At 72.5% G+C, this 23,051-nt stretch carries 22 protein-coding genes and 1 tRNA gene; 12 read left to right on the forward strand and 11 right to left on the reverse strand.

What is annotated here, in order from left to right:
• Positions 1-369: 369 nt before the first annotated feature.
• Entirely contained in the window at positions 370-645 is a 276-nt protein-coding gene (locus ACFYV5_RS22030; RefSeq protein WP_355112414.1) for a hypothetical protein, read from the forward strand.
• Here ACFYV5_RS22030 and ACFYV5_RS22035 read toward each other — a convergent pair whose 3' ends face one another.
• Positions 646-1,377, reverse strand: a complete 732-nt coding sequence (locus ACFYV5_RS22035) for an RDD family protein (protein ID WP_355112416.1) — start codon at positions 1,375-1,377, stop codon at positions 646-648.
• 111 nt (positions 1,378-1,488) lie between these two features.
• Positions 1,489-3,087 carry an RDD family protein gene (locus ACFYV5_RS22040; protein WP_389170909.1) on the reverse strand — a complete coding sequence of 533 codons (1,599 nt, stop codon included), beginning with the start codon at positions 3,085-3,087 and terminating at the stop codon, positions 1,489-1,491.
• 296 nt (positions 3,088-3,383) lie between these two features.
• Between ACFYV5_RS22040 and ACFYV5_RS22045 the strand changes: the two genes are divergently transcribed.
• On the forward strand, positions 3,384-3,875 hold the full coding sequence (locus tag ACFYV5_RS22045) for an SsgA family sporulation/cell division regulator (protein ID WP_355112423.1): 492 nt from the start codon (positions 3,384-3,386) through the stop codon (positions 3,873-3,875).
• Between the two features lie 17 nt (positions 3,876-3,892).
• On the opposite strand, the gene ACFYV5_RS22050 is transcribed toward ACFYV5_RS22045, so the two are convergent.
• Positions 3,893-5,272 carry an FAD-binding oxidoreductase gene (locus tag ACFYV5_RS22050; protein ID WP_389170912.1) on the reverse strand — a complete coding sequence of 460 codons (1,380 nt, stop codon included), beginning with the start codon at positions 5,270-5,272 and terminating at the stop codon, positions 3,893-3,895.
• An 88-nt stretch (positions 5,273-5,360) separates the two neighbouring features.
• Here ACFYV5_RS22050 and ACFYV5_RS22055 point away from each other — a divergent pair, with 88 nt between their 5' ends.
• The gene (locus tag ACFYV5_RS22055) at positions 5,361-6,779 is read left to right on the forward strand and encodes a tetratricopeptide repeat protein (RefSeq protein WP_389170915.1); all 1,419 of its coding nucleotides are present in this window, start codon (positions 5,361-5,363) and stop codon (positions 6,777-6,779) included.
• Between the two features lie 247 nt (positions 6,780-7,026).
• Here ACFYV5_RS22055 and hppD read toward each other — a convergent pair whose 3' ends face one another.
• Complete coding sequence (gene hppD, locus ACFYV5_RS22060; RefSeq protein WP_389170918.1) at positions 7,027-8,172, reverse strand: 4-hydroxyphenylpyruvate dioxygenase; 1,146 nt, start codon at positions 8,170-8,172, stop codon at positions 7,027-7,029.
• Between the two features lie 121 nt (positions 8,173-8,293).
• Here hppD and ACFYV5_RS22065 point away from each other — a divergent pair, with 121 nt between their 5' ends.
• From ACFYV5_RS22065 to ACFYV5_RS22080, 4 genes are all read left to right on the forward strand, one after another.
• On the forward strand, positions 8,294-8,767 hold the full coding sequence (locus ACFYV5_RS22065; protein WP_355112431.1) for an Lrp/AsnC family transcriptional regulator: 474 nt from the start codon (positions 8,294-8,296) through the stop codon (positions 8,765-8,767).
• A gap of 76 nt (positions 8,768-8,843) precedes the next feature.
• The gene (locus tag ACFYV5_RS22070) at positions 8,844-9,425 is read left to right on the forward strand and encodes an ArsR/SmtB family transcription factor (protein WP_389170921.1); all 582 of its coding nucleotides are present in this window, start codon (positions 8,844-8,846) and stop codon (positions 9,423-9,425) included.
• Between the two features lie 19 nt (positions 9,426-9,444).
• Complete coding sequence (locus ACFYV5_RS22075) at positions 9,445-9,654, forward strand: hypothetical protein (RefSeq protein ID WP_389170924.1); 210 nt, start codon at positions 9,445-9,447, stop codon at positions 9,652-9,654.
• Positions 9,651-10,997, forward strand: a complete 1,347-nt coding sequence (locus ACFYV5_RS22080; RefSeq protein ID WP_389170927.1) for an MFS transporter — start codon at positions 9,651-9,653, stop codon at positions 10,995-10,997. The genes ACFYV5_RS22075 and ACFYV5_RS22080 overlap by 4 nt, the downstream gene beginning before the upstream one ends.
• On the opposite strand, the gene ACFYV5_RS22085 is transcribed toward ACFYV5_RS22080, so the two are convergent.
• Entirely contained in the window at positions 10,936-11,724 is a 789-nt protein-coding gene (locus ACFYV5_RS22085) for a S16 family serine protease (protein ID WP_389170930.1), read from the reverse strand. The genes ACFYV5_RS22080 and ACFYV5_RS22085 overlap by 62 nt on opposite strands.
• Before the next feature lie 9 nt (positions 11,725-11,733).
• Positions 11,734-12,900 (reverse strand): alpha/beta hydrolase family protein, encoded by a 1,167-nt coding sequence (locus ACFYV5_RS22090; RefSeq protein WP_389170933.1) that lies wholly within the window; start codon positions 12,898-12,900, stop codon positions 11,734-11,736.
• A 111-nt stretch (positions 12,901-13,011) separates the two neighbouring features.
• Between ACFYV5_RS22090 and ACFYV5_RS22095 the strand changes: the two genes are divergently transcribed.
• The gene (locus ACFYV5_RS22095) at positions 13,012-13,971 is read left to right on the forward strand and encodes an ArsR/SmtB family transcription factor (protein ID WP_389170936.1); all 960 of its coding nucleotides are present in this window, start codon (positions 13,012-13,014) and stop codon (positions 13,969-13,971) included.
• 98 nt (positions 13,972-14,069) lie between these two features.
• Here ACFYV5_RS22095 and ACFYV5_RS22100 read toward each other — a convergent pair whose 3' ends face one another.
• The 5 genes from ACFYV5_RS22100 to ACFYV5_RS22120 form a co-directional block, all read right to left on the reverse strand.
• Positions 14,070-14,711 carry an IclR family transcriptional regulator gene (locus tag ACFYV5_RS22100; protein ID WP_189975433.1) on the reverse strand — a complete coding sequence of 214 codons (642 nt, stop codon included), beginning with the start codon at positions 14,709-14,711 and terminating at the stop codon, positions 14,070-14,072.
• A gap of 406 nt (positions 14,712-15,117) precedes the next feature.
• Positions 15,118-16,908, reverse strand: coding sequence for a DEAD/DEAH box helicase (locus tag ACFYV5_RS22105; RefSeq protein WP_389170940.1), 1,791 nt, complete (start codon positions 16,906-16,908; stop codon positions 15,118-15,120).
• A gap of 107 nt (positions 16,909-17,015) precedes the next feature.
• Positions 17,016-17,402, reverse strand: coding sequence for a type II toxin-antitoxin system death-on-curing family toxin (locus ACFYV5_RS22110; protein WP_389170943.1), 387 nt, complete (start codon positions 17,400-17,402; stop codon positions 17,016-17,018).
• Positions 17,399-17,599, reverse strand: coding sequence for a CopG family transcriptional regulator (locus tag ACFYV5_RS22115; protein WP_355112447.1), 201 nt, complete (start codon positions 17,597-17,599; stop codon positions 17,399-17,401). The genes ACFYV5_RS22110 and ACFYV5_RS22115 overlap by 4 nt, the downstream gene beginning before the upstream one ends.
• 48 nt (positions 17,600-17,647) lie before the next feature.
• Complete coding sequence (locus ACFYV5_RS22120; protein ID WP_389170946.1) at positions 17,648-19,135, reverse strand: MFS transporter; 1,488 nt, start codon at positions 19,133-19,135, stop codon at positions 17,648-17,650.
• Positions 19,136-19,312: 177 nt separating this feature from the next.
• On the opposite strand from ACFYV5_RS22120, the gene ACFYV5_RS22125 reads away from it, so the two are divergent.
• The 4 genes from ACFYV5_RS22125 to ACFYV5_RS22140 all read left to right on the forward strand — a co-directional run bounded on the left by ACFYV5_RS22125 (position 19,313) and on the right by ACFYV5_RS22140 (position 22,966).
• Positions 19,313-19,384: transfer RNA gene (locus ACFYV5_RS22125), tRNA-Cys, on the forward strand.
• A 59-nt stretch (positions 19,385-19,443) separates the two neighbouring features.
• The gene (locus ACFYV5_RS22130; protein WP_389170949.1) at positions 19,444-19,833 is read left to right on the forward strand and encodes a hypothetical protein; all 390 of its coding nucleotides are present in this window, start codon (positions 19,444-19,446) and stop codon (positions 19,831-19,833) included.
• 96 nt (positions 19,834-19,929) lie between these two features.
• Positions 19,930-20,790: a serine/threonine protein kinase gene (locus ACFYV5_RS22135; protein ID WP_389170952.1), complete on the forward strand. Its 861-nt coding sequence runs from the start codon at positions 19,930-19,932 to the stop codon at positions 20,788-20,790.
• A 4-nt stretch (positions 20,791-20,794) separates the two neighbouring features.
• Positions 20,795-22,966, forward strand: a complete 2,172-nt coding sequence (locus ACFYV5_RS22140) for a PQQ-binding-like beta-propeller repeat protein (RefSeq protein ID WP_389170955.1) — start codon at positions 20,795-20,797, stop codon at positions 22,964-22,966.
• Positions 22,967-23,051 lie beyond the last annotated feature (85 nt).

Below are 23,051 nucleotides of genomic sequence, written 5' to 3' on the forward strand. Positions count from 1 at the left end.
TGTGTTCCTCCCCCGCGCCCGCGGGCCTCGGACCGGAGGTGGGGTGCTGTCCGTAGGCGGGGCGCGCGTCACAAGTGACGACATTCGACCGGAGTTATGAGAGAAAAGACAGACCTTGACTTGAACAAGCCAACTGCACTATGCAGGAGGCGATTTCCGCTATCCGGACACTCGACGGGCGCACCGGGAAGGGTGAGGGGTGGGGTTGATGACTCCATGCGCCCCCTGTGCACCCGTACCGTGGGTTAGGTCACGCTTACCACCCGTTTCGCTCGGGCATCCACCGTCGTAGAGTCGCTCGGGTGGGGGTCCATCCGAGCGCCAGCCAGGGGCAGTGACCCGCCGATGCTTCGAGGGACGGTACCCGTCATGCCGCGTCCGAACGCCGCACAACTCGCCTACGGTTCGGCCACCGTCGTCTTCTCGACCGTCGCCCTGCTGCTGCTGTCCCGCACCACGACCGCGCTGGGGATCGTCGTCATCTGCGCCGCCGGGCTGCTTCTCGGGCTGCTCGTCACGGTGACGATGCCCGTGCACCGCACGACACCCGCACCCGTGCCGCCCCGCCCCCGGAACGACGAGATCCGGGTACCGGCCGCGCGCGTGGGCGCGGCGGCCGATACCCGGATCGGTTCGAACTCGTAGTTACTGCGGGACCGACACCACCACGGTCTTGGCGGCCTTGTCGTGCAGGCCCTGCTTGTAGGGCTTGTCGACCAGGATCAGGATCAGCAGGAGCAGCGGCCACAGGCAGGCGCAGCAGATCAGCGCGGGCAGCCACAGCACGACGGCGCGCATCAGCGAGGCGTTCATCGGCGGCGTGGTGCCGTCGTTGAGCATCGCGACCCGCAGCTTCATCAGTTTCTTGCCGAGGGTCTGGCCGTTCTTCGCCGTCATCACGGTGTCGTACGCGATGTAGGCGACGATGGTGATGAGCTGGAAGACGAGACCGGTGCCGGTGCTGGTCGCGCTGATGGTGTCACCGAAGTCGTCCCCGTCGGACGCCCGGTCGTACACGTTGAACGGGATGCCGATGATGGCGAGCGGCACGGCGATGATCAGCCAGTCGATGATCCTCGCGACGATGCGCCGGCCGGATTCGGCGAGCGGCGGCATCCCCGCGAGCGGGTCCGTGGGGCCGTAACCGCCCCCGCCGCCGTAGGGCTGGGAGCCGTACGGCGGGGGCGGCGGCGGAACACCGTCGTACGGGGACCCGGGCGGCGGGCCCCCGGGCGGGGGACCTCCCGGCGGCGGTCCTTCGGGCGGAGGCTGACTCCCGTACGGAGAGCCCGCCGACGGCGGCGTGGGCTCCTGCGGCTTCTTGAGGAACGGATCGTCCTCGGGCGGCTGGCCGGGCGTCGGCTGGTCGTTGCTCATGGGGGCAGTGCATCCCGCGCGGCAGGGCCCCGCAAGGAATCGCCGCCCGTTCGGGGGACCGCCGCACGGGTTCCCGTTGACCGGCAGGCGCTGCCCCCTGTCGACAGGCCGCTAGCCGGCCACGAAGGTGTGGGCCGCCTTGTCGTGCCAGCACTGGCGCCAGGGCCGGTCGAAGAGGCACCACAGGACGTTGAGGACACCGACGACGAGGAATCCCAGGACGGTGTAGACGAGCCAGCGGCGCAGGGCCGCGCCGAACGTCGGCGGCTCGTGCGCCTCGATGTCCCGCACCTGGAGGCCGCAGAGCTTCTTGCCGAGCGTGCGGCCCCACTTGGCGGTGGGCAGCGCCTCGTACAGCGCGCCGAGGACGAGGAGGGCGGCGAGCGCGATCCCGAAGTGGAGCGAGGTCGTGCCGTCCAGGAGCCAGACCTGGACCGTGGTGCCGGACTGCTTGGCGGCCTCGATCTTGGCGTCGATGTGGTCGAGCGCCTGGGTGACGAAGGGGAACGACACCCCTCCGACGAGGGCGCCGAGGACGAGGGTGTCGACGAGCCGGGCGACGAGGCGCTTGCCGAGACCGGCGGGGCGGGCCGCGGCCTGGGCCCGGGCGGCCTGGAGGAACGGGTCCTCGACCGGCGGCTTCCAGGGGAGGACCGGCTGCTCGGCCTCGGGCTGCCGGCCGGCGGCCGCGGAGGGCTGCGCGAGCTGCTGGACCTGCTGGGGCCAGGAGGGAGCACCGCCGCCGGGTCCGGTGGTGACGGGGGTGGAGACGGCGGGTGCGGGTTCGGGGGCAGGTGCGTGGCGGTTCTGGCCGGGCACGTGCGGGAGCGGGGCCTGTGGGGCCTGCGCCCCGTCGTGCGGGGCCCTCGGGGCCTGCGGTCCCTCCGAGGTCGTCAGGGCCTGCGGGCCCTGGGCGCCCTGCGGGTTCCACGGTCCGGGCGCGCCCTGCGAGGTCTGCGGGGTCGTCAGGGCCTGCGGGCCCTGGGCGGCCGGCGTGGCCTGCGCGGCTCCCGCGCCCTGGCCGCCCTGCGGCGGCGCCTGCCGTGCCGGGAGGGCGCGCATCGTCATCGTGCCCTCAGGTGCCTGGGCCGACGCCTGTGCCTGGGGCTTCGCCTGTCGTACGCCGGGCAGCGCGCCGCCCGTCGGATCGGCGGCCGGAGCCGGGGTCACCGGCATGCCGCCGAGCCGGGCCGAGGAGGCCGCGGCCGGGCGTGGGGCGGGCGTGGGCTCCGGCTCCGGAGCGGGCGCGGGGTTCGCGGTCCTGGGGGCGGCCACGCGGGGGTCCTGCGCGCCGCCCGTCGGGCCGGCGGACTCCGTCTCCGGGGCACCCCAGGAGACCCGCTGGTCCCGGTCTCCGCCGAAGCCGGTCTGGCGCGAGACGTCCGCCTGCCAGGCGGAGGCCGGCTCGGGCTCGGGCCGCGTCTCGGCGGGCGGTTCCTCGTCCAGGAAGACGGGTCCGGTCTCCTCCACGGCGGGCACCGGGGTCGACGGGACCACGGGCGCGGGTGAGGGGTTCGGGGCCAGCGCCGGCCCCGCGGGCATCACCCCGGCCGGGGCGGCCGGCGGCGCCTCGCCCTCCTTGGGCGCGGGCCGACTCGTCCCGGGCACCCAGGCGCCCCCGTTCCAGTACCGGATGTATCCGGGAATGGACGGGTCCGGGTAGTACCCGGCCTGCGGTACCTCTCCGCCGGCTCCAGGAGGAGTAGCCACTGCCCCGACTCCGTTCCGTCACAACGCTTGTCTCAGGGAGGACAGTAACGAAGAACACCGCCCCGGGAACAAAGAGGCCACCAGAAACCCGCCTTCGAGCGACATACCCACGAAACCCGCCACTCACCGTCACGCTCGGGCCGACGATCCACGGGCGATCCGTGCGGGACCCGGTGCGGGACCCGGTGCGGAGAAACTCCTCAAAAAATTCTCGGAAGTCGCGTAATGGCCGGCCGCGACCGCGCTCTCTTCCTGTGCGGGCCCGTCCGGGGCCCCGTACCGGAGAGGACGTCGTCATGCAGAACACCGAGAACACCGTGGTCGAGCGCGAGCTGGAGCTGAAGCTGGTGCTCTCCCCCGAGCGCTCCATCCCCGTACCCGCCCGGCTCGCCTACCGCACCGACGACCCGTACGCCGTGCACATCACCTTCCACGTCGGTTCGGACCACCCCGTCAACTGGACCTTCGCCCGCGAGCTGCTCGTCGAGGGCGTCTTCCGGCCGTGTGGGCACGGAGACGTCCGTATCTGGCCCACGAAGGTCGACGGGCGCAACGTCGTCCTGATGGCGCTCTCCTCCCCCGACGGCGACGCGCTGCTCGAAGCGCCCTCCGCCCAGGTGTCCGCGTGGCTGGAGCGGACGCTGCGCGCCGTTCCCCCGGGCACCGAGTCCGAGCAGCTCGGCATCGACGACGGGCTCGCCGAACTCCTGGCCACCACGTCCGTCGCCGACGACCTGTGGCTGCGTGACCCTTGGCCGTCGGACGAGTCCCAGGACGGTGAGATGTGACCACCCACCGCGGAGTGTCAGAACAGCTTTCCGGGGTTCAGGATCCCCAGCGGGTCGAAGGTCCGCTTGATGCCCCGCTGCAGTTCGAGCCCCACCGGTCCCAACTCCCTGGCCAGCCACTCCTTCTTCAGCACGCCCACACCGTGCTCGCCGGTGATCGTGCCGCCCAGTTCCAGGCCGAGCGCCATGATCTCGTCGAAGGACTCCCGCGCCCGCCGCGACTCGTCCTCGTCCGCCTGGTCGAAGCAGACGACGGGGTGGGTGTTGCCGTCGCCGGCGTGCGCGCAGACGCCGATGGTCAGGCCGTACTTCTCCGCGATGGCGGAGGTGCCGTCGAGCATCGCGGCGAGCTTCGTGCGCGGCACGCACACGTCGTCGATCATCGTCGCGGACTTGATCGTCTCCAGGGCGGTCAACGACAGCCGGCGCGCCTGGAGGAGGAGCTCGGACTCGGCCGCGTCCTCGGCCGGGACGATCTCGGTGGCTCCGGCCGCCGCGCACAGCTCCCCGACGGCGGCCAGATCGGCGGCCGGGTCCGGGGTGTCGAAGGCGCACAGCAACAGTGCCTCGGTGGTGTTGGGGAGACCCATGTTCGCGAGCTTGTTGACCGCGCGGATGGTGGTGCCGTCCATGAGCTCGAGCAGCGAGGGCGTATGGCCGCGCTCCATGATCGCGCAGACGGCCTCGCAGGCGGCGGCCGCGGAGGGGAACTCGGCGGCGAGCGCGAGCTGTACGGGCGGCTGCGGCCGGAGCGCGAGGGTCGCGCCGACAACGATGCCGAGGCTGCCTTCCGAACCGACGAAGAGCCGGGTCAGGTCATATCCGGCGACGCCCTTGGCGGTGCGCCGGCCGGTGGAGAGCAGCCGGCCGTCGGCCAGGACGACGTCCAGACCGAGGACGTACTCCGCCGTCACCCCGTACTTCACACAGCACAGCCCTCCGGACGCGGTGCCGATGTTCCCGCCGATGGTGCACATCTCCCAGCTGGAGGGGTCCGGGGGGTAGTACAGGCCGTGCTCGTTGACGGCCCGGGACAGGACGGCGTTGACCACGCCCGGCTCGACGACGGCGATCCGGTCGACCGGGCTGATCTCCAGGATCCGGTCCATTTTCACGAGGGACAGCACGATGCAGCCCTCCGAGGCGTTCGCTCCACCGGACAGGCCGGTGCGCGCGCCCTGGGGGACGACCGGGACGCGCAGCGCGGTCGCGGTGCGCATGACGTGCTGGACCTGCTCGACGGTGCGCGGGAGCACGACGGCCGCGGGGGTGCCGGCCGTGCAGAAGCTCGCCATGTCGTGGGCGTAGGAGGCGATGACGTCCGGGTCGGTGATCAGCGCCTCGGCGGGCAGGCCCGCGCGGAGTTCCGTGTGGAGCCGCGTCAGAAGATCGTCCATGCGTCCAGCGTGGCACCCGGGGCCATCGGTGTGAACCCGCCGGAGTGGGCGCTTCGTGTGCTCTTCGTACAGGCGCACAGTGAGCGCCATGAAGACCGAGAACGTGTCGAGGACGGTCCTGGCCTGCGGGGTGGGCGCGGTGTTCGCGGCGACGGCTCTGCTGTACGCCCCCGACCTCGCCCCCGGCCTGTTCGACGACGGGCCGCCGCCCGCCCCCGGGCCCGCCGCGCGGGCGGCCCTCGCGGCGAACGCGGGAGCACAGGCCTCGCTGCCCGATCTGGCCGCGCTCATCGGCGACCGCGAGAAGTGGCTGAAGGACCATCCGTCGGACGACGCGTCATGGGCCGTGCTGGGCAGGGCCTATACGGAACGGGGCGCGCGGCTCGGTGACGCCACGGACTACCCGCGGGCGGAGCGGGCGCTGCGGCGGGCGCTGTCGACGGATCGAGGGAACCTCGACGCGCAGCTGGGGCTGGGCGCCCTGGCGAACGCCCGGGGTGACTGGCGGACGGCGCGGATCTGGGGCGAGGCGGTCCGCAAGGAGGACCCGAAGCGCTGGTCGGCGTACCCGCTGCTGATCGACGCGTACAACGGGCTCGGGGAGTACACGTCCGCCCAGAAGGCGTTCGCCAGGCTTGAGGAGCTGCACTCGGGCGGGGCGGTCAGCGCGCGGGCGGCGCAGATGTACCGCGATCGGGGCTGGCGGGAGGACGCGTCGGCGGCCGCGGTCGACGCGGTGGCGCGGGCGGAGACGGGCGCGGAGAAGGCGGCGGCGCTGGCCCGGCTCGGCGATCTCGCGTGGGAGCGGGGCGAGCCGGACGAGGCCCTCGCGCAGTACGGGGCGGCGCTGGGGCTCGTACGGGAGCACGGCCCGTCGCTGGCCGGCCGGGCACGGGCGCTGGCGGCGCTCGGCCGCACGGACGAGGCGATCGCCGGGTACGCGGCGGCGTTGGCACGGCTGCCGCTGCCGGAGTACGTCCTGGAGGCCGGCGAACTCTACGAGTCGCTGGGCCTGGACGGGGACGCGCGGAGCCGGTACGAGCTGCTACGGACGCGGTCCTGGGTCAACGCGGAGGCCGTCCTGGGCCTGTTCGAGGCGGACCACGGCGACGCGGACGCGGCGGTGCGGCGGCTGAAGGCGGAGTGGGCGCGCGGGCACCGGTCGGTGCGGGTGGCGGACGCGCTGGGGTGGGCGCTGTACCGGGCGGGGGAGCCGAAGGAGGCGCTGGAGTACGCGAAGAGGGCGACGGACGAGGGTCTGCGGAGCGCGCTGTTCTCGTACCACCGGGGCGAGATCGAGCGGGCGGTGGGGGAGTTGGGTCCGGCCCGCCGTCATCTGGCGGAGGCGTTGCGGATCAACCCGGACTTCTCGCCGCTGCTGGCGCCGAAGGCGCGGGAGGCGGTGGCGGAGCTGGGCGACCCCCCGGACGAACTGCCGAAGGACCTGCGCCCGACCACCCCGAAGCCCTCACCCCCTTCGTCGCCGACCCCACCCACGTCGCCCTAGCCGTCCCGCTGAGCCGGTGCCCACCCTCACCCCCGTGTGGGCGTTCGCCCCGCTGGGCGGTGCCCACCCTCACGCCCGTGTGGGCGTTCGCCCCGCTGGGCGGTGCCCACCCTCACCCCTCCCGGGGGTTGTGGGCATTCGTTCCGCCCCAGCGGAACAGTTGCCCACAACGGGGGTGGCGAGGGTGGGCCGCCCAGCGGGACGGGGGCCCGGGGCGGGCGCCCCGGGTCCGTCGCCCCCCGGGGGACTACAGGTTGCCGCGCTTTTCCTGCTCGCGCTCGATCGCCTCGAACAGCGCCTTGAAGTTGCCCTTGCCGAAGCCCATCGAGCCGTGGCGCTCGATCATCTCGAAGAAGACCGTCGGGCGGTCCTGGACCGGCTTGGTGAAGATCTGCAGCAGGTAGCCGTCCTCGTCGCGGTCGACCAGGATCTTCAGCTCGCGCAGGGTCTCGACCGGCACCCGGGTCTCCCCGGCCCACTCGCCGAGCGTGTCGTAGTACGAGTCCGGGGTGTCGAGGAACTGGACACCGGCGGCGCGCATGGAGCGCACGGTCGCCACGATGTCGTTCGTCGCCAGGGCGATGTGCTGCACGCCCGCGCCGCCGTAGAACTCCAGGTACTCGTCGATCTGCGACTTCTTCTTCGCGATCGCCGGCTCGTTGATCGGGAACTTCACCTTCAGGGTGCCGTCGGCGACGACCTTCGACATCAGCGCCGAGTACTCGGTCGCGATGTCGTCGCCCACGAACTCCTTCATGTTCGTGAAGCCCATGACCTTGTTGTAGAAGCCGACCCAGTCGTTCATCTTGCCGAGCTCGACGTTGCCGACGCAGTGGTCGATGGCCTGGAAGGTGCGCTTGGCCGGCGGCTCGACGATCGGGGCGGCGGCGACGAAGCCCGGCAGGTACGGGCCGTCGTAGCCGGACCGCTCGACGAGGGTGTGGCGGGTCTTGCCGTACGTGGCGATGGCGGCGAGGACGACAACCCCGTGGTCGTCCTTGAGCTCGTACGGCTCGGTGATGCCGGTGGCGCCGTGCTCGACGGCGTAGGCGTACGCGGCGCGCGCGTCGGGCACCTCGATCGCCAGGTCGACGACACCGTCGCCGTGCTCGGCGACGTGCTCGGCGAGGAAGCGGCCCCAGTCGGTGGAGGCCTTGATGACGGAGGTGAACACGAAGCGGGCGGCGCCGTTCGTCAGGACGTAACTGGCGGTCTCCCGGCTGCCGTTCTCCGGTCCGGAGTAGGCGACGAGCTTCATGCCGAAGGCCGTGGAGTAGTAGTGCGCGGCCTGCTTGGCGTTGCCGACGGCGAAGACGACCGCGTCCATTCCCTTCACGGGGAAGGGATCGGCCTGCCGCGCCGTGGAGGGGGTGTGATCGATGGTCTCAGTCATGACGGCAGAGTCCCGCCGATCGGCAAGCTGCGCAATAGTTCGCCTCAGGGCTGGGCAATATGCACAGCGACCCAGCAGTATGGGCGGGATACTTGTACAGGATGACCATGGGGAGGCCGCTGTGGCGATCGATCATCTGGACGGGCGCCTGATCGTGCTCCTCGCCCGGGAGCCGCGGATCGGGGTCCTGGAGGCCTCCCGTCGGCTCGGCGTGGCGCGGGGCACGGTCCAGGCACGGCTCGACCGCCTGCAGGCGAACGGCGTGATCCGCGGCTTCGGCCCGCAGGTCGATCCGGCGGCGCTCGGCTACCCGGTGACCGCGTTCGCGACGCTGGAGATCAAGCAGGGCCAGGGCGCGGACGTACGGGGGCATCTGGCGACCGTGCCCGAGGTGCTCGAACTGCACACGACCACCGGCCACGGCGACATGCTGTGCCGTCTGGTCGCCCGTTCCAACGCGGACCTTCAGCGGGTGATCGACCGGGTCGTCGGCTTCGAGGGGATCGTGCGGGCCTCGACGGCGATCGTGATGGAGAACCCCGTACCGCTGCGGATCATCCCGCTGGTGGAGCAAGCGGCGGAGGACGTCGACTGATTCCGAGGTGCGGCTGCAAAGGACCAGTTGCAAAGAAATCCTTGCACACACTTCTTTGCAAGTCTACGCTCGACCCATGTCCGCACCCAAGGAACGCGTCAGCCGCACGCTCGACCCGCGCTCCCTGCGCGGGCTCGCCCACCCGCTCCGCATCCAGCTGCTGCGCGCCCTGCGCCACCACGGGCCGGCCACCGCCTCCCAACTGGCCGAGCGGCTCGGCGAGTCCAGCGGTGCGACCAGCTACCACCTGCGCCAGCTCGCCGCGCACGGGTTCGTCGAGGACGACCCGACCCGGGGCAAGGGCCGTGAGCGGTGGTGGAAGGCGGCCCAGCAGGGCACGACCTTCGACGAGTCGCTGCACCGGAACGCGGACCCCGAGGTCCGGGGCGCGGTGGAGGTCTACCTCCACGAGATCGCGACCATCCACACCCAGGAGCTGAACACCTGGCTCGGCACCCGCCACGACTGGGACACGGCCTGGGCCGCCTCCTCCGACATGAGCGACTTCACTCTGCGCCTGCCGCCCGAGCGACTGCACGAGCTCAGCGTCAAGATCCACGATCTGATCGACGAGTACCACCAGAGCGCCGACCCCGACGCGCCGGGCGCCGCGCGCGTACGGATGCACCTGCACGCGTTCCCTCAGCTCGAGAACTGACGGAAGGGATCAGGAAGCCATGCACGCCGACATCCACCTGGAGCTCCACCGCCTGCGCGCCGCCGACCTCCGGGCCGCCGCCGACCTCCGGGCCACAGCGGCCCACTCCCCTCCCCGCCTCCCTCCCCGTACCCCGCTTCGGGCCCACGTGGGCTGGGCGCTGGTCGCGTTAGGGCTGCGCCTGGCCGTCCCCGCCACCGCGCGACCGCGCCCCGCGCTGACCGCATGAGCGCGCCGGGGGGACGCGCTCCACTGGCCACCGTCCTGGCCGCCAACGCCATCTCGATCACCGGCAACGCGCTCACCCTCATCGGCGTCCCGTGGTTCGCGCTGGACACCACGGGCAGCCCCGCGAAGGCCGGCTTCGTCGCCTTCTGCGCGGCCGTTCCCGTCGTCGTCTCCGCGATCGTCGGCGGCCCGGTCATCGACCGGATCGGGCGCCGCCGGGTCAGCGTCGTCTCCGACCTCGTCTGCGCGCTCGCGCTCGCCGCGATCCCGCTCCTGCACCGCGCGGGCCTGCTGGAGTTCTGGATGCTGTGCGCGCTGATGGCCGTGACCGGCCTCTTCCACGCGCCGGGCGAGACCGCCCGCTACGTCCTCGTCCCCGACCTGGCCCGCCGCGCGGGAACCCCGCTCCCCCGCGCCGCGAGCCTCTACGACGCCGTCTCGCGGGGCGCCCGGATGACCGGCGCCGCACTCGCCGGCGTCCTCGTCGCCCTCATCGGCGCGGACACCGTCCTGCTCCTCGACGCCGTCACCTTCTGCCTCTCCGCCCTGCTCGTCCTCGTCGGACTGCGGAAGGTCCCGTCCGCCGCGCCCGAGCCCTACCCGGCCCCCTTCTCCCTGTCCGGCTACCGCGCCGAGCTGCGCGAGGGGTACTCCTTCGTGCTCCGCTCCCGGCTGCTGCTCGGTGTCGTCCTGATGGTGATGGTGACCAACGGCCTCAACCAGGGCTGGAGTGCGGTCCTGTTGCCCGTCCACGCCCGGGAGAACCTCGGGGGCTCCGCCGCCCTGGGTCTGCTCGTCGCCGTCTTCGGCGGCTCCGCGCTGCTCGCGGCGCTGCTGTACGGGGCGGTCGGGCATCGCTTCCCGCGCCGGGCCGTCTTCACGGCCGGGTTCCTGCTGTGCGGGGCGCCGCCGTACGTGGTGGCCGCGCTCACCGACACCACGCTCCCGCTGCTCGTCACCATGGCGGCGGGCGGCTTCGGGGCCGGGCTCCTGAACCCGATCCTGGCCACCGTCGCGTACGAACGCGTCCCCGACGAACTGCGCAGCCGGGTCTCCGGAGTGACGATGGCCGGGGTGCTCCTGACGACCCCGCTGGGCGGCCTCGCCGCGGGGCAGCTGATCGAGGGAGCCGGCCTGGTGACGGCGCTGCTCACGCTCGGCGGCGTCTACTTCCTGGCCACGCTCGCCCCGATGGTCTTCCCGTCCTGGCGCGAGATGGACGCCGCCTCTCAGAACGCCGCCTCTCAGGACACAGCCCCTCAGGGCACCGCCCCCAAGCGCGTCAGCAGCTCGGAACCTTCGCCTCCTGCTCCAGCGCCCGGAGCGAGGACACCGCGTCGCTGAGCGTGGAGACCGGGATCAGCCGCATCCCCTCCGGCAGCTCCGCCTGCGCGTCGGAGCACTCCGCCTTCGGTACGAGGAAGACGCTCGCCCCGTCCCGCCCGGCGGCCTGGGTCTTCAGGGAGACCCCGCCGACGGCACCGATCGTGCCGTCCGGCTCGATCGTTCCCGTACCGGCGACGGTACGGCCGCCGGTGAGGTCGCCGCCCGAGCCGTCGCCGTCGAGCTTGTCGACGATCCCGAGGGAGAACAGGAACCCGGCGCTAGGCCCGCCGATGTCGGCGAGGTGGAGCGTGACCTTGACGTCCTTCGGGTCGAGCTTCAGATGGCCGAGGGCGGCCAGGGTCGCGGCGTCCTGCGACTCCTTCATCTCGCCGAGGTTGTGCTTCTCGACCTCGGCGTCCGACTTGCCGGGAGGGTAGACGGCGTCGCGCGGCAGCACGGCCCGGTCGGTACGGAACCAGGCGTCGGCGACGTCGCCGAAGTCGTTGGCGACGCTCGGGCCGGTGGCCACGATGGTCGTCATCAGCAGCTTGCCCTGCGTCGGACGGACCGGCGCGCCACTGATGGTGATGACCTCACGCCCCTTGTCCTTGCCGAGCACATCGGCCGTCGAGCCGGGCTGTGCGATGGCGTACGGCAGCGGCGCGAGCCCGACGACCGCGAAGAGCGCGGCGACGGGCAGGGCGCAGAGCGCGAGGGCACGGTTGCGCGTGAGACGGGAGAGCACGCCCCCAATCTACTGTGCGGCCCTCATCGGCAGCCGACGGCCGAAGAACGAGCGGAGCTGCCGGCGCACGGCGGGCACGGACGCCCTCGGTTCGATCGCGCCGACGAGCCGGACCCGGTCGGCGGTGGTCGTCAGGCCGGCGGCGTGCAGCTGCGGTACGAGGGCGGCGTAGTCGGTGAACACCCAGTGGTCCGCGTCGTCGAGCTGTCGTCGGCGGGTGCGGCCCCCGGGGTGGGCGAGTGCGGCGGACCAGGAGCGGTCGAGCCGGACGTTACGGAAGCCGTCGGTGCCGAGCAGGAGGAGTGGCCGGTCGACGCCGTACCGGGCCACCGGGAGCAGCGTGCCGTCGACCTGGTCCAGGTACCCCTCCAGGTTCACGGCGGCGGCGATGCGTGGGTCGTCGTACAGCGTCTGGGCGGCGGTGGTGCCGCCGGCCGAGTGCCCGTAGATCCCGATCCGCCCCAGGTCGAGGGCGCGGCCGAGGGGCCCCTCCAGGGCTTCGAGGCGGTCGAGGACGAACCGGATGTCGGCGAGGCGGGTCTCGATCATGGTGCGGAACTGCTCGGCGTCGGGCGGCCGGACGAACACGCTGGGGCGCACCTTGTCGCGGCCGGGGCGCGCTGTGGGAAAGTCCACCTCGCTCGCGTCCCCCGGGTGGTCGACGGTGACGACGGCCCAGCCGTGGCTCGCCAGCTCCTCGGCGAGCGAGGTGCCCATGGTGCGGGCGTCACCGCCGCCGGGGCTGTAGAGCAGCACGGGCCACCGGCCGGGCAGCACGGGGGCGCCGGTGTGGGCGTGCGTGCGGGTGGCCGCCCAGTCGACCCCGGCCTCGGGCAGGCCGGGGCGGATCCAGGGGGCGAGGACGGTGAAGAGCTTTGCGGCGTCGCCGGTCAGCTGGGGTGCACGCGGATATCCGCGGACGGTACGGGCCGGGTGGAGAACGGTGACCATGACCTCCCGTACCCCGATCGCCGGCTCCCACGGGTCGTTGCGGGAGGGGTCGACCAGGTGGAGGGTGGTGGCACCGATCGTGTACGGGCCGGTGGGCGCGGGCAGCCGGAGGACGAGGTCGCGCGGGGTGGTGGCCCGGGCGGGGGCGGCGGCCCGGGCGGGGGACGGGGCGAGGGCCAGGGCGGCGGCGAGACCGGCCGCTTTGGTGACGGTCCGTCGGTTCATGGGAGAAGGTGTCATGCGGGACAGGCTGCCGCCGGGCCGGGGGCCCCGGCGAAGGTTGAGGCTGTGGACGAAAGGCTTGCGACGAAAGGCTCGTGACGAAAGGCATGTGCGGTGACCCGGATCCGTTTCACGGCTGAGGACTTCGCCCGGGTGCGGTTCGCCGCCCGCCCCGCCCCGGTGCCGGAACTGAACGCGGCGTTCATGACGATGCTCGGCGGCGGCGACGACCTGCTCTTCGGCCGCTGGCGACGACGGGCGCTGCGGTCGCTTCCGGACGCCGTGGCACCGCTGGCGGACCTCGTCCCGGCGGGCGATCCCCCGCTGTTCCTCGACGTGCTCGGCGAGACGCTGACGGAGGGCCTCGACCTGGTGGCGGCGGCCCCGCCGGAGCTGGTGCGGACGGAGCTGGAGCGGGTGTACGGGGGGCGGCGGCCGACCCCGCGGTGGATCCGCGGGCTCCACGCGGGCGAGACGGGTGCCCGGCAGATCCTGCGCCGCGCCCAGCGGGCGGCGTTCGAGACGGTCGTGGCACCGGTGTGGTCGCAGGTGCAGGACCTGCACCGGGCGGAGTTCACCCGGCACGCCCTCACCGTCGCCGAACACGGCGTCGGCGCGGCCCTGCCGGCGCTGGTCCCCGCCACCCGGCTGCACGACGGCGTGTGGGAGTGGGCGGCACCGGGCGGGCGGGAGATCACCCTCGCCGGGCGCGGGCTGGTCCTGCTGCCGACCTTTCACTGGACGGGCCGCCCGCTCGTCCAGGACCTCCCGGGCCGGCCGGTGGTCGTGACGTACGCGGCGGGGCCGGGCCTGCCGCTCACACCGGACGTGGCGCCCGGCACGGAGGAGTCCCTGGCGACGGTCCTCGGCGGCACCCGCCTCGCACTCCTGCGCGCGCTCACCGACGCCCACACGACGACGTCCCTGGCCCGCCGCCTGGGCGTCAGCAACGCGACAGCCTCGGCGCACGCGTCGGCGCTGAGGGGCGCGGGCCTGATCACGACGGCGCGAGCGGGAAGAGCGGTGGAGCACCGCAGGACGGCGCTGGGGACGCTGCTGGTGGGCGACGCCTGAACCGTTTGCGGGCACTCGCCCCGCGGGGCGGACCACCCGCCCCACTCCCGTTGTGGGCAATCGTCCCGCTGGGGCGATTGCCCACAACGGGCCGCGCCTCAGCGCAACGCGTCGGCGACCTCGCGCGCCGCGTCCACGACCCGCGGGCCCACCCGCTCCGGGACCGCGTCGGCGAGCATCACGACGCCCACGCTGCCCTCGATGCCCGTGATCCCGACCAGCGGAGCCGCCGCGCCGCTCGCGCCCGCCTCCAGCTCACCGTGGGTCAGCGTGAAGCCGGGTTCGATCAGGCTGCCCTGCCGGGCCGCGAGGATCGCGCGGCCCGCCGCTCCCCGGTCCAGCGGGTGACGGAAACCGGCCCGGTAGGCCACGTGGTAGTCGGTCCAGGTCGGCTCGACGACGGCGACCGCCAGGGCCTCCGCACCGTCGACGAGCGTCAGATGGGCCGTGGCCCCTATGTCCTCGGCGAGCGAGCGCAGCGCGGGCAGTGCCGCCTCGCGGACCAGCGGATGGACCTGACGGCCCAGCCGCAGCACACCGAGCCCGACCCGGGCGCGGCCGCCCAGGTCGCGTCGTACGAGCGCGTGCTGTTCGAGTGTGGCGAGCAGACGGTAGACGACGGTCCTGTTGACGCCGAGTTTGTTGGACAACTCGGTGACCGTCAGGCCGTGGTCGGTGTCGGCGAGCAGCTTGAGGACCCTGAGGCCCCGGTCGAGCGTCTGGGAGGTTTCCGCGGTCACGACGCCCTCTCCTTCGGAGTGAGTGACGGCGGACCTTCAAACGGGAGCAGCGGCGCCGGTCCCGCGGCGACGCACGTCAGAGGCCGCCGGCAGGCCATGCGCACCGGCTGCGCTCCGCGGCGGCGCTGCCACGGGGCGTTTGCATTGCGGGGGACAGTAGCGAGCCACTCCGCTCAGCGGAAGACCTCGTCCAGAATCCGGGCGCGAGCGACCGGATACGGCCCGTTCCAGGCATAAGTCGGCCGGTCCGGGGAGTTCGCCGGACAAGATCGGCTTTGTCGGACCGTCCAACGAGCGGGGCCCGTACGCGTACCTCGCGTACGGGCCCACAGTCGTCCGAAGCCACAGATATCCGGAGTGAGCGGTCATCCGGAGCGACAGTCTCCCGGACGGACCCTCCGTGGACTCACCGCATCCGGGTGGCCCACTCCTGCACCTTCTTGATCCGCTCACGGATCTGGCCGGCCGTCGCCTCGGCGCTCGGCGGCCCGCCGCACACCCGCCGCAACTCGGTGTGGATAACGCCGTGCGGCTTCCCGCTCTGGTGGACGTACGCGCCGACCATCGTGTTGAGCTGCTTGCGCAGCTCGAGGAGTTCCTTGTGCGAAACGACAGGCCGCCGCTCGGCCGGGAGTTCCAGCAGATCCGCCTCGCCGTCCGGCTTCTTGCGGCTGTGCGCGATCTGCCGGGCCTGCCGCTTCTGCAGGAGCAGCTGCACCTGGTCGGGTTCGAGGAGCCCGGGGATGCCGAGGTAGTCCTGCTCCTCCTCGCTGCCCGGGTGGGCCTGCATGCCGAACTCGGCGCCGTCGTAGAGCACCCGGTCGAAGACGGCGTCGGACTCCAGCGCCTCGAAGGGCAGCATGTCCTGCTCGCCGGTGTCCTCGTCCTGCTGCTTCTCGGCCTCCGCCATCTCCTTCTCGGACTCGGCGTACGGGTCCTCCTCGCCGTCCTTCTTCGGCTTGTCGAGCACATGGTCGCGCTCGACCTCCATCTCGTTGGCGAAGCCGAGGAGGTTCGGGATGGTGGGAAGGAACACGGACGCGGTCTCGCCGCGCCTGCGGGAACGTACGAAACGTCCGACGGCCTGGGCGAAGAAGAGGGGGGTCGAGATCGTGGTCGCGTACACGCCGACGGCGAGGCGGGGGACGTCGACGCCTTCGGACACCATGCGGACGGCGACCATCCAGCGGTCGTTGTTCTCGCTGAACTCGTCGATCCGCTTGGAGGCCGCCGCCTCGTCGGAGAGGACGACCGTGGCCTTGGTGCCGGTGATCTCGCGGATCAGCTTGGCGTACGCGCGGGCGGAGTCCTGGTCGGAGGCGATGACGAGCCCGCCGGCGTCGGGGATGCCCTTCCTGACCTCCGTCAGGCGCTGGTCGGCGGCGCGCAGGACGTTCGGCATCCAGTCGCCGCGGGGGTCGAGCGCGGTGCGCCAGGCCTGGGAGATGGCGTCCTTGGTCATGGGCTCGCCGAGGCGGGCGGCGATCTCGTCACCGGCCTTGGTGCGCCAGCGCATGTTGCCGCTGTAGCTGAGGAAGATGACGGGCCGCACGACGCCGTCGCCGAGGGCGTTCCCGTATCCGTACGTATAGTCCGCCGACGACCGCCGGATGCCGTCGTTGCCCTCCTCGTACGTGACGAAGGGGATGGGGTTGGTGTCGGAGCGGAAGGGCGTACCGGTCAACGCGAGGCGCCGGGTCGCCGGGTCGAAGGCTTCGAGGCATGCCTCGCCCCAGGACTTGGAGTCACCGGCGTGGTGGATCTCGTCGAGGATGACGAGGGTCTTGCGCTGCTCGCAGCGGTTGCGGTGGAGCATGGGCCGTACGCCGACACCGGCGTAGGTGATGGCGACGCCCTGGTACTCCTTGCTGAGCGGCCCGGCGCTGTAGTCGGGGTCGAGCTTGATCCCTATCCGCGCGGCGGCGGCGGCCCACTGCTTCTTCAGATGCTCGGTGGGCGCGACGACCGTCACCTGCTGCACGACGTGGTGGTGCAGCAGCCAGGACGCGAGGGTCAGCGCGAAGGTGGTCTTTCCGGCGCCGGGCGTCGCGACCGCGAGGAAGTCGCGGGGCTGTTCCTGGATGTACTTCTCCATGGCGCCCTGCTGCCAGGCGCGCAGCTTGTTCGCGGTACCCCAGGGGGCCCGGCCGGGGAAGGCGGGAGAGAGGTGATGGGAGGAGGTGGCGGTGGTAGTCACGGTCTCCGGTTCGACGCTCGTCCAGATATGACAACCGGGCCACCTTACCGGCGGCCCGGCGGGAATCCCGTACGAACGCCCCGGAGGCGGAGCGGGTGCGATTCAGCTCACGTCGGGAGGATCAGTTCGCGCAGCCCGTGCGAAATCGCCTTGACCTCGTCCGTCTCTCCGGTGGCCACGGCGATGACCAGGCGTTCGGCCGCGTCGATGTCCGGGCGGAGCTGGACGCCGTTCATGGCGAGGAAGGTCACGCAGGACAGCCAGGCGGTGCGCTTGTTCCCGTCGACGAAAGGGTGGTTGACCGCCAGGGACTGCAGCAGGGCGGCTGCCTTGTCGACGAGGTCCGGGTACGCCTCCTCGCCGAACATGGCGGCGGAAGGCCGGTGCACTGCCGATTCGAGCAGCCCCGCATCGCGCACGAGAACCTTCTGGTCATCCACCGCGTGCTCGGCGATGACCAGAACGTCCTCGGCGGAAAGGTAGACGCACGTCACTTGAGGCGCTCCATCAGCTCATGCCACTTGGCGGCCTGCTCCATGGCCGTCTTTCGCACGATCGCCTGCTGGGCGGTACGCGCCAGATAGTCGTCGACCGCCTTGAGGAGTATGGCGTGCATGCTGGTGCCCTCCTCCTCCGCGCGCTGCTTGAGTGCTTCCGTCTGGTCGTCACGAAGACGCAGGTTCATGGCCATACCAGAATGGTACCACTTGCGCGGGGTCAAAGTGGTACCACCCGCGCGTCACCGCTCCCGAAGCCGCGTAGCGACCCACGCCCCCACCAGCGCCACCCCCGCCATCGGCAGGAACACCACCGCGAAGGCCGCCGGGTGCGAGGTCGCGACCGAGTTCGCGGTCGTGTGCGCCGCGTGCCCCACCGCGCCCCCGCCCAGCGCGGCGAACGCCGCGCCGCCCGCCGCAAGGAGCAGCACGTTCGAGAGGCCGTCCGAGATCTGCAGGGCCGCCGAGTTCGCGCCCGCCTCCTCCGGCGCCGAGAGCTTCAGGAGCAGCACGCTCGTCGAGGCGATCACCATGCCCATGCCGAGACACCCGAACGCCCACGCCACCGCGACCACCCACACCGGCACCGCGGCGATCAGCACGCTCGGCGCCGCGGCGATCGCCGCGGCGACCAGCACCATGCCGATCACCACGAGCCGCTCCCGGTACGGCTCCGTCCACGGCCGGGACTGGATCCAGGAGCCGAGCGCCCACGTCGCGCCGCCGACCGCGAGCGACATGCCGGCGAGCGTGGGGCTCAGGCCCCGCTGGGTGACGAGCATGAGCGGCACGAAGGACTCGGCCGCGATGAACGACCCGGCCGCGACCCCGCGCAGCAGCACCACGGACGGCAGCCCGCGCGCCGCGCGGTACGTCCCGCGCGGCAGCAGCCCGCGCGCGGCCGGAACGAGCAGCGCCGCGCCCGCCGCCGCCGGCAGCAGCGAGAGCCAGCGCAGTTCCTGGCCCGCGTACTGCAGCAGTCCCGCCCCGGCGGAGATGCCGAGCGCGAGCCGGATCCGTCGGCGGTTGTACGGCGGGAGCGGCGCGGCGGGGTCGGCGGGCCCGGACGCGGTACGGCGGATCGCCGGGAGGGCGAGGGCGAGCGGGAGGACGACGAGGGCCGGGATGCCGAGGAAGACCCAGCGCCAGCCGAGGTGCTCGGTGACGGTGCCGGCGGCGAGGGGCCCGACGACGGACGGGACGACCCAGCTGGCCGCGAAGGCGGCCATGATCGCCGGCCGCAGCGTCTCGGAGTACGCCCTGCTGACCACGACGTACAGCGCCACGATCACCAGTCCTCCGCCCAGCCCCTGGACGGCCCGGCCGAGGATGAACAGCACCATCGTGCCGGCGGTCCCGGCGAGCAGCAGGCCGGTCGCGAAGGCGGATATGCCGACGGTGAGCGGAGCGAGGGGCCCGCCGCGGTCGGACCACTGGCCGGACAGGACCATGGCGAAGAGGCTGGTGGTGAAGTACGCGGAGAAGGCGAACGCGTAGAGCGGGATCCCGTGGAGCTCGCGGGCCGCGACCGGCATGGCCGTCCCGACGGCGGTCGCCTCGAAGGCGATGAGCAGGACGACGGAGACGATGCCGATGCTGAGCGCCCGGTGGTCACGGTCGAGCACGGACCCGCCGCCCGGGGAGGCGGCGGTGGTGGGGATCGTGGTCGGCGCGACGCCGGTATCGGTATCGCGACCGGTATCCGCGTCGCGGGGTTCGAGGGCGCTCATGGGACCAGCGTAAGGGGCGTAATCCGGAATGAACCCTGTCCGAGGGCCGGTCCCGACTGGTTCCTTGGTCGTACGACCGGGCGATCGTGAACGGCGCATGGCAGTCGTGTTGCACGGCGCCCGAAAGCCTTGAGCCGCGCCGATCGCCCGCCCTACGGTCGTATCACCGCTCAACACGACCGTGTGCCCGAGTGGTTCAGGGGCTCGACTGCAACTCGAGTGACGTCGGTTCGAATCCGATCACGGTCTCTGGATCCCGCCTCCATGGGATCTTCACAAGGTGACACCGCGCATGTCAGAGTCCGCGCATGACTGATACAGGCACGAGACGCAGACTGGGCGCGCTCGTCGGGGTAGGCATCTCCGGGGCCGTTCTGCCGGGCGTCACGCTCGGCGCGGAAGCCGTGGACGTGGGCCTCTCCATCGTGATCGCCGGCATCGTGATCGCCCTTCTCACGCAGATCGTCCATATAGGCCCCTCCGCCCCGGTCCCGCCCCTGCCGCTGCTGGCCTTCGCGGCCGCGGGCTTCGCGCAGGACTCGCTGATCTGGTGGCTGCTGTCCTGGCTGGGCGGCGAGATCGGCCAGTGGCAGGTGGAGGGGTTCGGCACGATCCTCCTCGCCGGCCTCATCACGCGCGTCTCGATCCTCGCGGTCTCGCTGATCGGCGCGTCGCGCCCGGCGGAGGACCCGGCCTAGGTTCCCGAGGACGGACGGCCGCACCCCCACCAGTAGGCTCCTGTTGCTCCAGCAACCGCTGGGGCCACAGGGGTTGTCCGACAGGGGGGTTCAGACGTGGAGCGGCCACGCCCGAACGACGAGTCCGCGCGACGGATCGGCCCGTACCGTCTGATCACCCGCCTGGACCCGCCCCGCGCACTCGCGCCCTGCCGCCGTTTCGTGGCCCGCAGCGCGGACGGCGACCGTACGGTGCTGCTCTCCGCGCCCCTGCGGGGCGCCGACCCCGCCCGCTTCCTGACGGAGGCCCGGGCGGCACAGCGGCTCCTCGGCCCGTGGATCGCCCCGGTCACGGAGGTGTCGGCCACCGGCGCGCCCTACAGCGTGACGCCGTACTCTCCCTCCCTCCCGCTCCCCGTCGCCCTCGCCGTGCACGGCGGACCGTTGCCGGTGGAAACGGTCCGGGTGATCGGCGTCGCCCTCGCGGAGACGCTGGCCGCCGCGCACGCGCAGGGCGTCACGCACGCGGGCGTGTCCCCCGCCGCCGTCCTCCTGACCGCCGACGGGCCGCGCCTGACGTGCTTCGGCGCGGTACGGGCGGCGGAGGGCCGGCTCGCGGACCTGGACCCCGGCGCGCTCGCGCCCGAGCAGGCGACGGGCGGACGGCCCCGGCCACCGGGGGACGTGTACGCGCTCGGCGCGGTCCTCGCGTACGCCGCCACCGGCCATACGGTCCCGGAGCGCTCCGAACTCCCGGACGCCCTGCGCCCGTCGATCTCCTCCTGTCTCACCCGCGATCCCGCGCACCGCCCCACGGCGGCCGCCGTCCTGACCGGCCTCGCCCCGCCGACCCCGCACGAGACCGTGCTCAGCTCGGCAGGATCGCTGCTGACGCCCGGCTGGCTGCCCGGCCGGGTCGTCGCGGCGCTCGCGCGCCAGTCCTCCGAGATCCTCGCCGCCGAACTGCCCTGGAACTGACACGATGCTGTCACCGCTCACCCACACCGACCCGGCGGCCATCGCCACGTACCGTCTCCTCGCCCGCCTGGGCTCCGGCGGCATGGGCACGGTCTATCTGGCCCGCACGCCCGGCGGCCGTACGGTCGCCCTGAAGACGATGCACGCCCGGCTGGCCGCCGAGGCCGGCTTCCGTACCCGCTTCCGGCTGGAGACGGACGCGGCACGGATCATCGGGGCCCGGCACGGGGCGGCCGTCGTCGACGCGGACCCGCTGGCCGAAACCCCGTGGCTGGCCACCGAGTACGTCCTCGGTCCCCCGCTCGACGACGCGGTGGCGCTGTGCGGACGGCTGCCGGAAGCGACGGTGCGCGCGCTCGGGGCCGCCCTCGCGGGCGGCCTGGCGCAACTCCACTCCTCGGACGTCGTCCACCGCGACCTCAAGCCCTCCAACGTCCTCGTCACGGCCTACGGCCCGAAGATCATCGACTTCGGCATCGCCCGCGCGGCCGGCGACGACCACCTGACGCGCACGGGCGCGGCGGCGGGCACGCCGGCGTTCATGTCCCCCGAACAGGCGGGCGGCCTGGAACACACCCCGGCCGGTGACGTCTTCGCCCTCGCGGGCGTCCTGGTCTTCGCGGCCACGGGCCACGGCCCCTTCGGCACGGGCGCCCCGGCGGACCTGCTCTACCGCGTCCGCTACGCCGAACCCGACCTCACGGACGTCCCCGAGCCGCTGCTCCCCCTCCTCACGGCCTGCCTCTCCAAGGACCCCTCGGCCCGCCCGACGACGACGGACCTGACGACCCACCTCCACGACGGCCGGGGCGAGTTCGCGGACCACCTCCCACCCCACCTCCTCACGGACATCGCCCGCCGCGCGACGGAGGTCTGGCACCACCACCCCCACCGCCTCCCGGCCCCGGCGGACGACCCGTACGCGGAGACGGTGGCGGCCTCCGGCAGCTCCGCCCGTCTGACGCGGCGCAAGCTGTTCGCGCTCGGCGGCGGGGCGCTGCTCGCCACCGCGGGAGCGGGCACGGGGGTCTGGGCGTGGCTGAGCGAGAAGCAGCCGGACGATCCCAAGCTGCCCACCGCGCCCCTGCTGGGAGAGGCTCCCCCCTCCCTGTGGAGCCGGGACATGGCCGTGCCGCTGAAGGACGAGCGTGCCTATCCGATGCTCGCCGGCGGGAACGTGGCCCTCGTCGCCGGCATGGGAGTCGCCTTCGCCGACATGAAGTCCGGTGAGATCTCCGGAGTGTGCTCGGTCGAGACCGCGCCACGTACCGCCGTGTCGGACGGCCGACAGGTCTACGTCGTTGCCCGGAGGATGGAGGACGAGCATCACGACCTGATGGTCCGCACGGTCGACACCGAGCGGTACGAGCTGAGCAGGGCGGGCGTCACCGTCAAGGGGCTCAACGCCAACACGTACTCCACGCAGCTGCTGTGCGCGGCCGAGGGAGTCGTGTACCTCGTCGGCGCCAAGGGAACCCGGGCCTCGCTCGGCTCCACGCACATCCTCGCCGTCGACACGCGTACGGGGAAGGAACTGTGGCGGCGTGACCTGCCCAATCGGCAAGAGGGAGACGGTTCCCACGTGGTCACCTCGGCGGTACGGGGCGATCTGCTGATCGCGCTCGAACACGGCGACCGGATCGAGAAGACGACCCTCGTCGTCGCGCGCGACAGAGCGACGGGCGCGACGCGCTGGGAGAAGAAGATCCCGATCTCCGTCGCGAACGCAGGCCGCAATCCGCTCTGTCTGGACGACCGGTATGTCTACACCGGTGGTGAGGTCCTCGCGGCGTACCGGCTCGCGGACGGTCGGGAGGCGTGGACGTACCGGATCTCCGCCGTGGATCCGCTGTCCGCCCCGGTCCTCAAGGACGGCGTGGTGTACGCGGTGACGAATGGTGCCGTCTGTGCCGTGAGCGCGGCCTCCGGACAGGTTCTGTGGACGGAGCGTGTCAACGCCACCAACCCGGCGCTCCCGGAGAGCGATCAGTCGCTGGCCGTCGGCGAACGCTGCGTCTACTTCCGTTCCGAACTGGGGCTCGCGGCCCTCGACCTGAAGACCCGGAAACGCGCCTGGGTCTATCAGACGGACGTGGACCACCTGCTGCCCCAGGCGCGGGAGGAGCGGATGTTCGCCACGGGCGACGGTTTCCTCATCGCTCTCCCGCTGAAATGACCCGTCGCGCTCCGACCAACAGCACCCTCACCCGCACCGGCTCCGACTCCGAAAAAACAGCCCCTCGAACAGGACGTGAACAGCC

The sequence above is a fragment of the Streptomyces sp. NPDC003035 genome, assembly GCF_042888285.1.
Lineage (GTDB): Bacteria > Actinomycetota > Actinomycetes > Streptomycetales > Streptomycetaceae > Streptomyces.

Bases quoted from the DNA above. Each gene is read 5' to 3' on its own strand.
- ACFYV5_RS22030 (WP_355112414.1), top strand. From the start codon at position 370: ATGCCGCGTCCGAACGCCGCACAACTCGCCTACGGTTCGGCCACCGTC.
- ACFYV5_RS22035 (WP_355112416.1), bottom strand. From the start codon at position 1,377: ATGAGCAACGACCAGCCGACGCCCGGCCAGCCGCCCGAGGACGATCCG.
- ACFYV5_RS22045 (WP_355112423.1), top strand. From the start codon at position 3,384: ATGCAGAACACCGAGAACACCGTGGTCGAGCGCGAGCTGGAGCTGAAG.
- ACFYV5_RS22050 (WP_389170912.1), bottom strand. From the start codon at position 5,272: ATGGACGATCTTCTGACGCGGCTCCACACGGAACTCCGCGCGGGCCTG.
- ACFYV5_RS22055 (WP_389170915.1), top strand. From the start codon at position 5,361: ATGAAGACCGAGAACGTGTCGAGGACGGTCCTGGCCTGCGGGGTGGGC.
- hppD (WP_389170918.1), bottom strand. From the start codon at position 8,172: ATGACTGAGACCATCGATCACACCCCCTCCACGGCGCGGCAGGCCGAT.
- ACFYV5_RS22070 (WP_389170921.1), top strand. From the start codon at position 8,844: ATGTCCGCACCCAAGGAACGCGTCAGCCGCACGCTCGACCCGCGCTCC.
- ACFYV5_RS22075 (WP_389170924.1), top strand. From the start codon at position 9,445: ATGCACGCCGACATCCACCTGGAGCTCCACCGCCTGCGCGCCGCCGAC.
- ACFYV5_RS22080 (WP_389170927.1), top strand. From the start codon at position 9,651: ATGAGCGCGCCGGGGGGACGCGCTCCACTGGCCACCGTCCTGGCCGCC.
- ACFYV5_RS22090 (WP_389170933.1), bottom strand. From the start codon at position 12,900: ATGAACCGACGGACCGTCACCAAAGCGGCCGGTCTCGCCGCCGCCCTG.
- ACFYV5_RS22115 (WP_355112447.1), bottom strand. From the start codon at position 17,599: ATGGCCATGAACCTGCGTCTTCGTGACGACCAGACGGAAGCACTCAAG.
- ACFYV5_RS22120 (WP_389170946.1), bottom strand. From the start codon at position 19,135: ATGAGCGCCCTCGAACCCCGCGACGCGGATACCGGTCGCGATACCGAT.
- ACFYV5_RS22130 (WP_389170949.1), top strand. From the start codon at position 19,444: ATGACTGATACAGGCACGAGACGCAGACTGGGCGCGCTCGTCGGGGTA.
- ACFYV5_RS22140 (WP_389170955.1), top strand. From the start codon at position 20,795: ATGCTGTCACCGCTCACCCACACCGACCCGGCGGCCATCGCCACGTAC.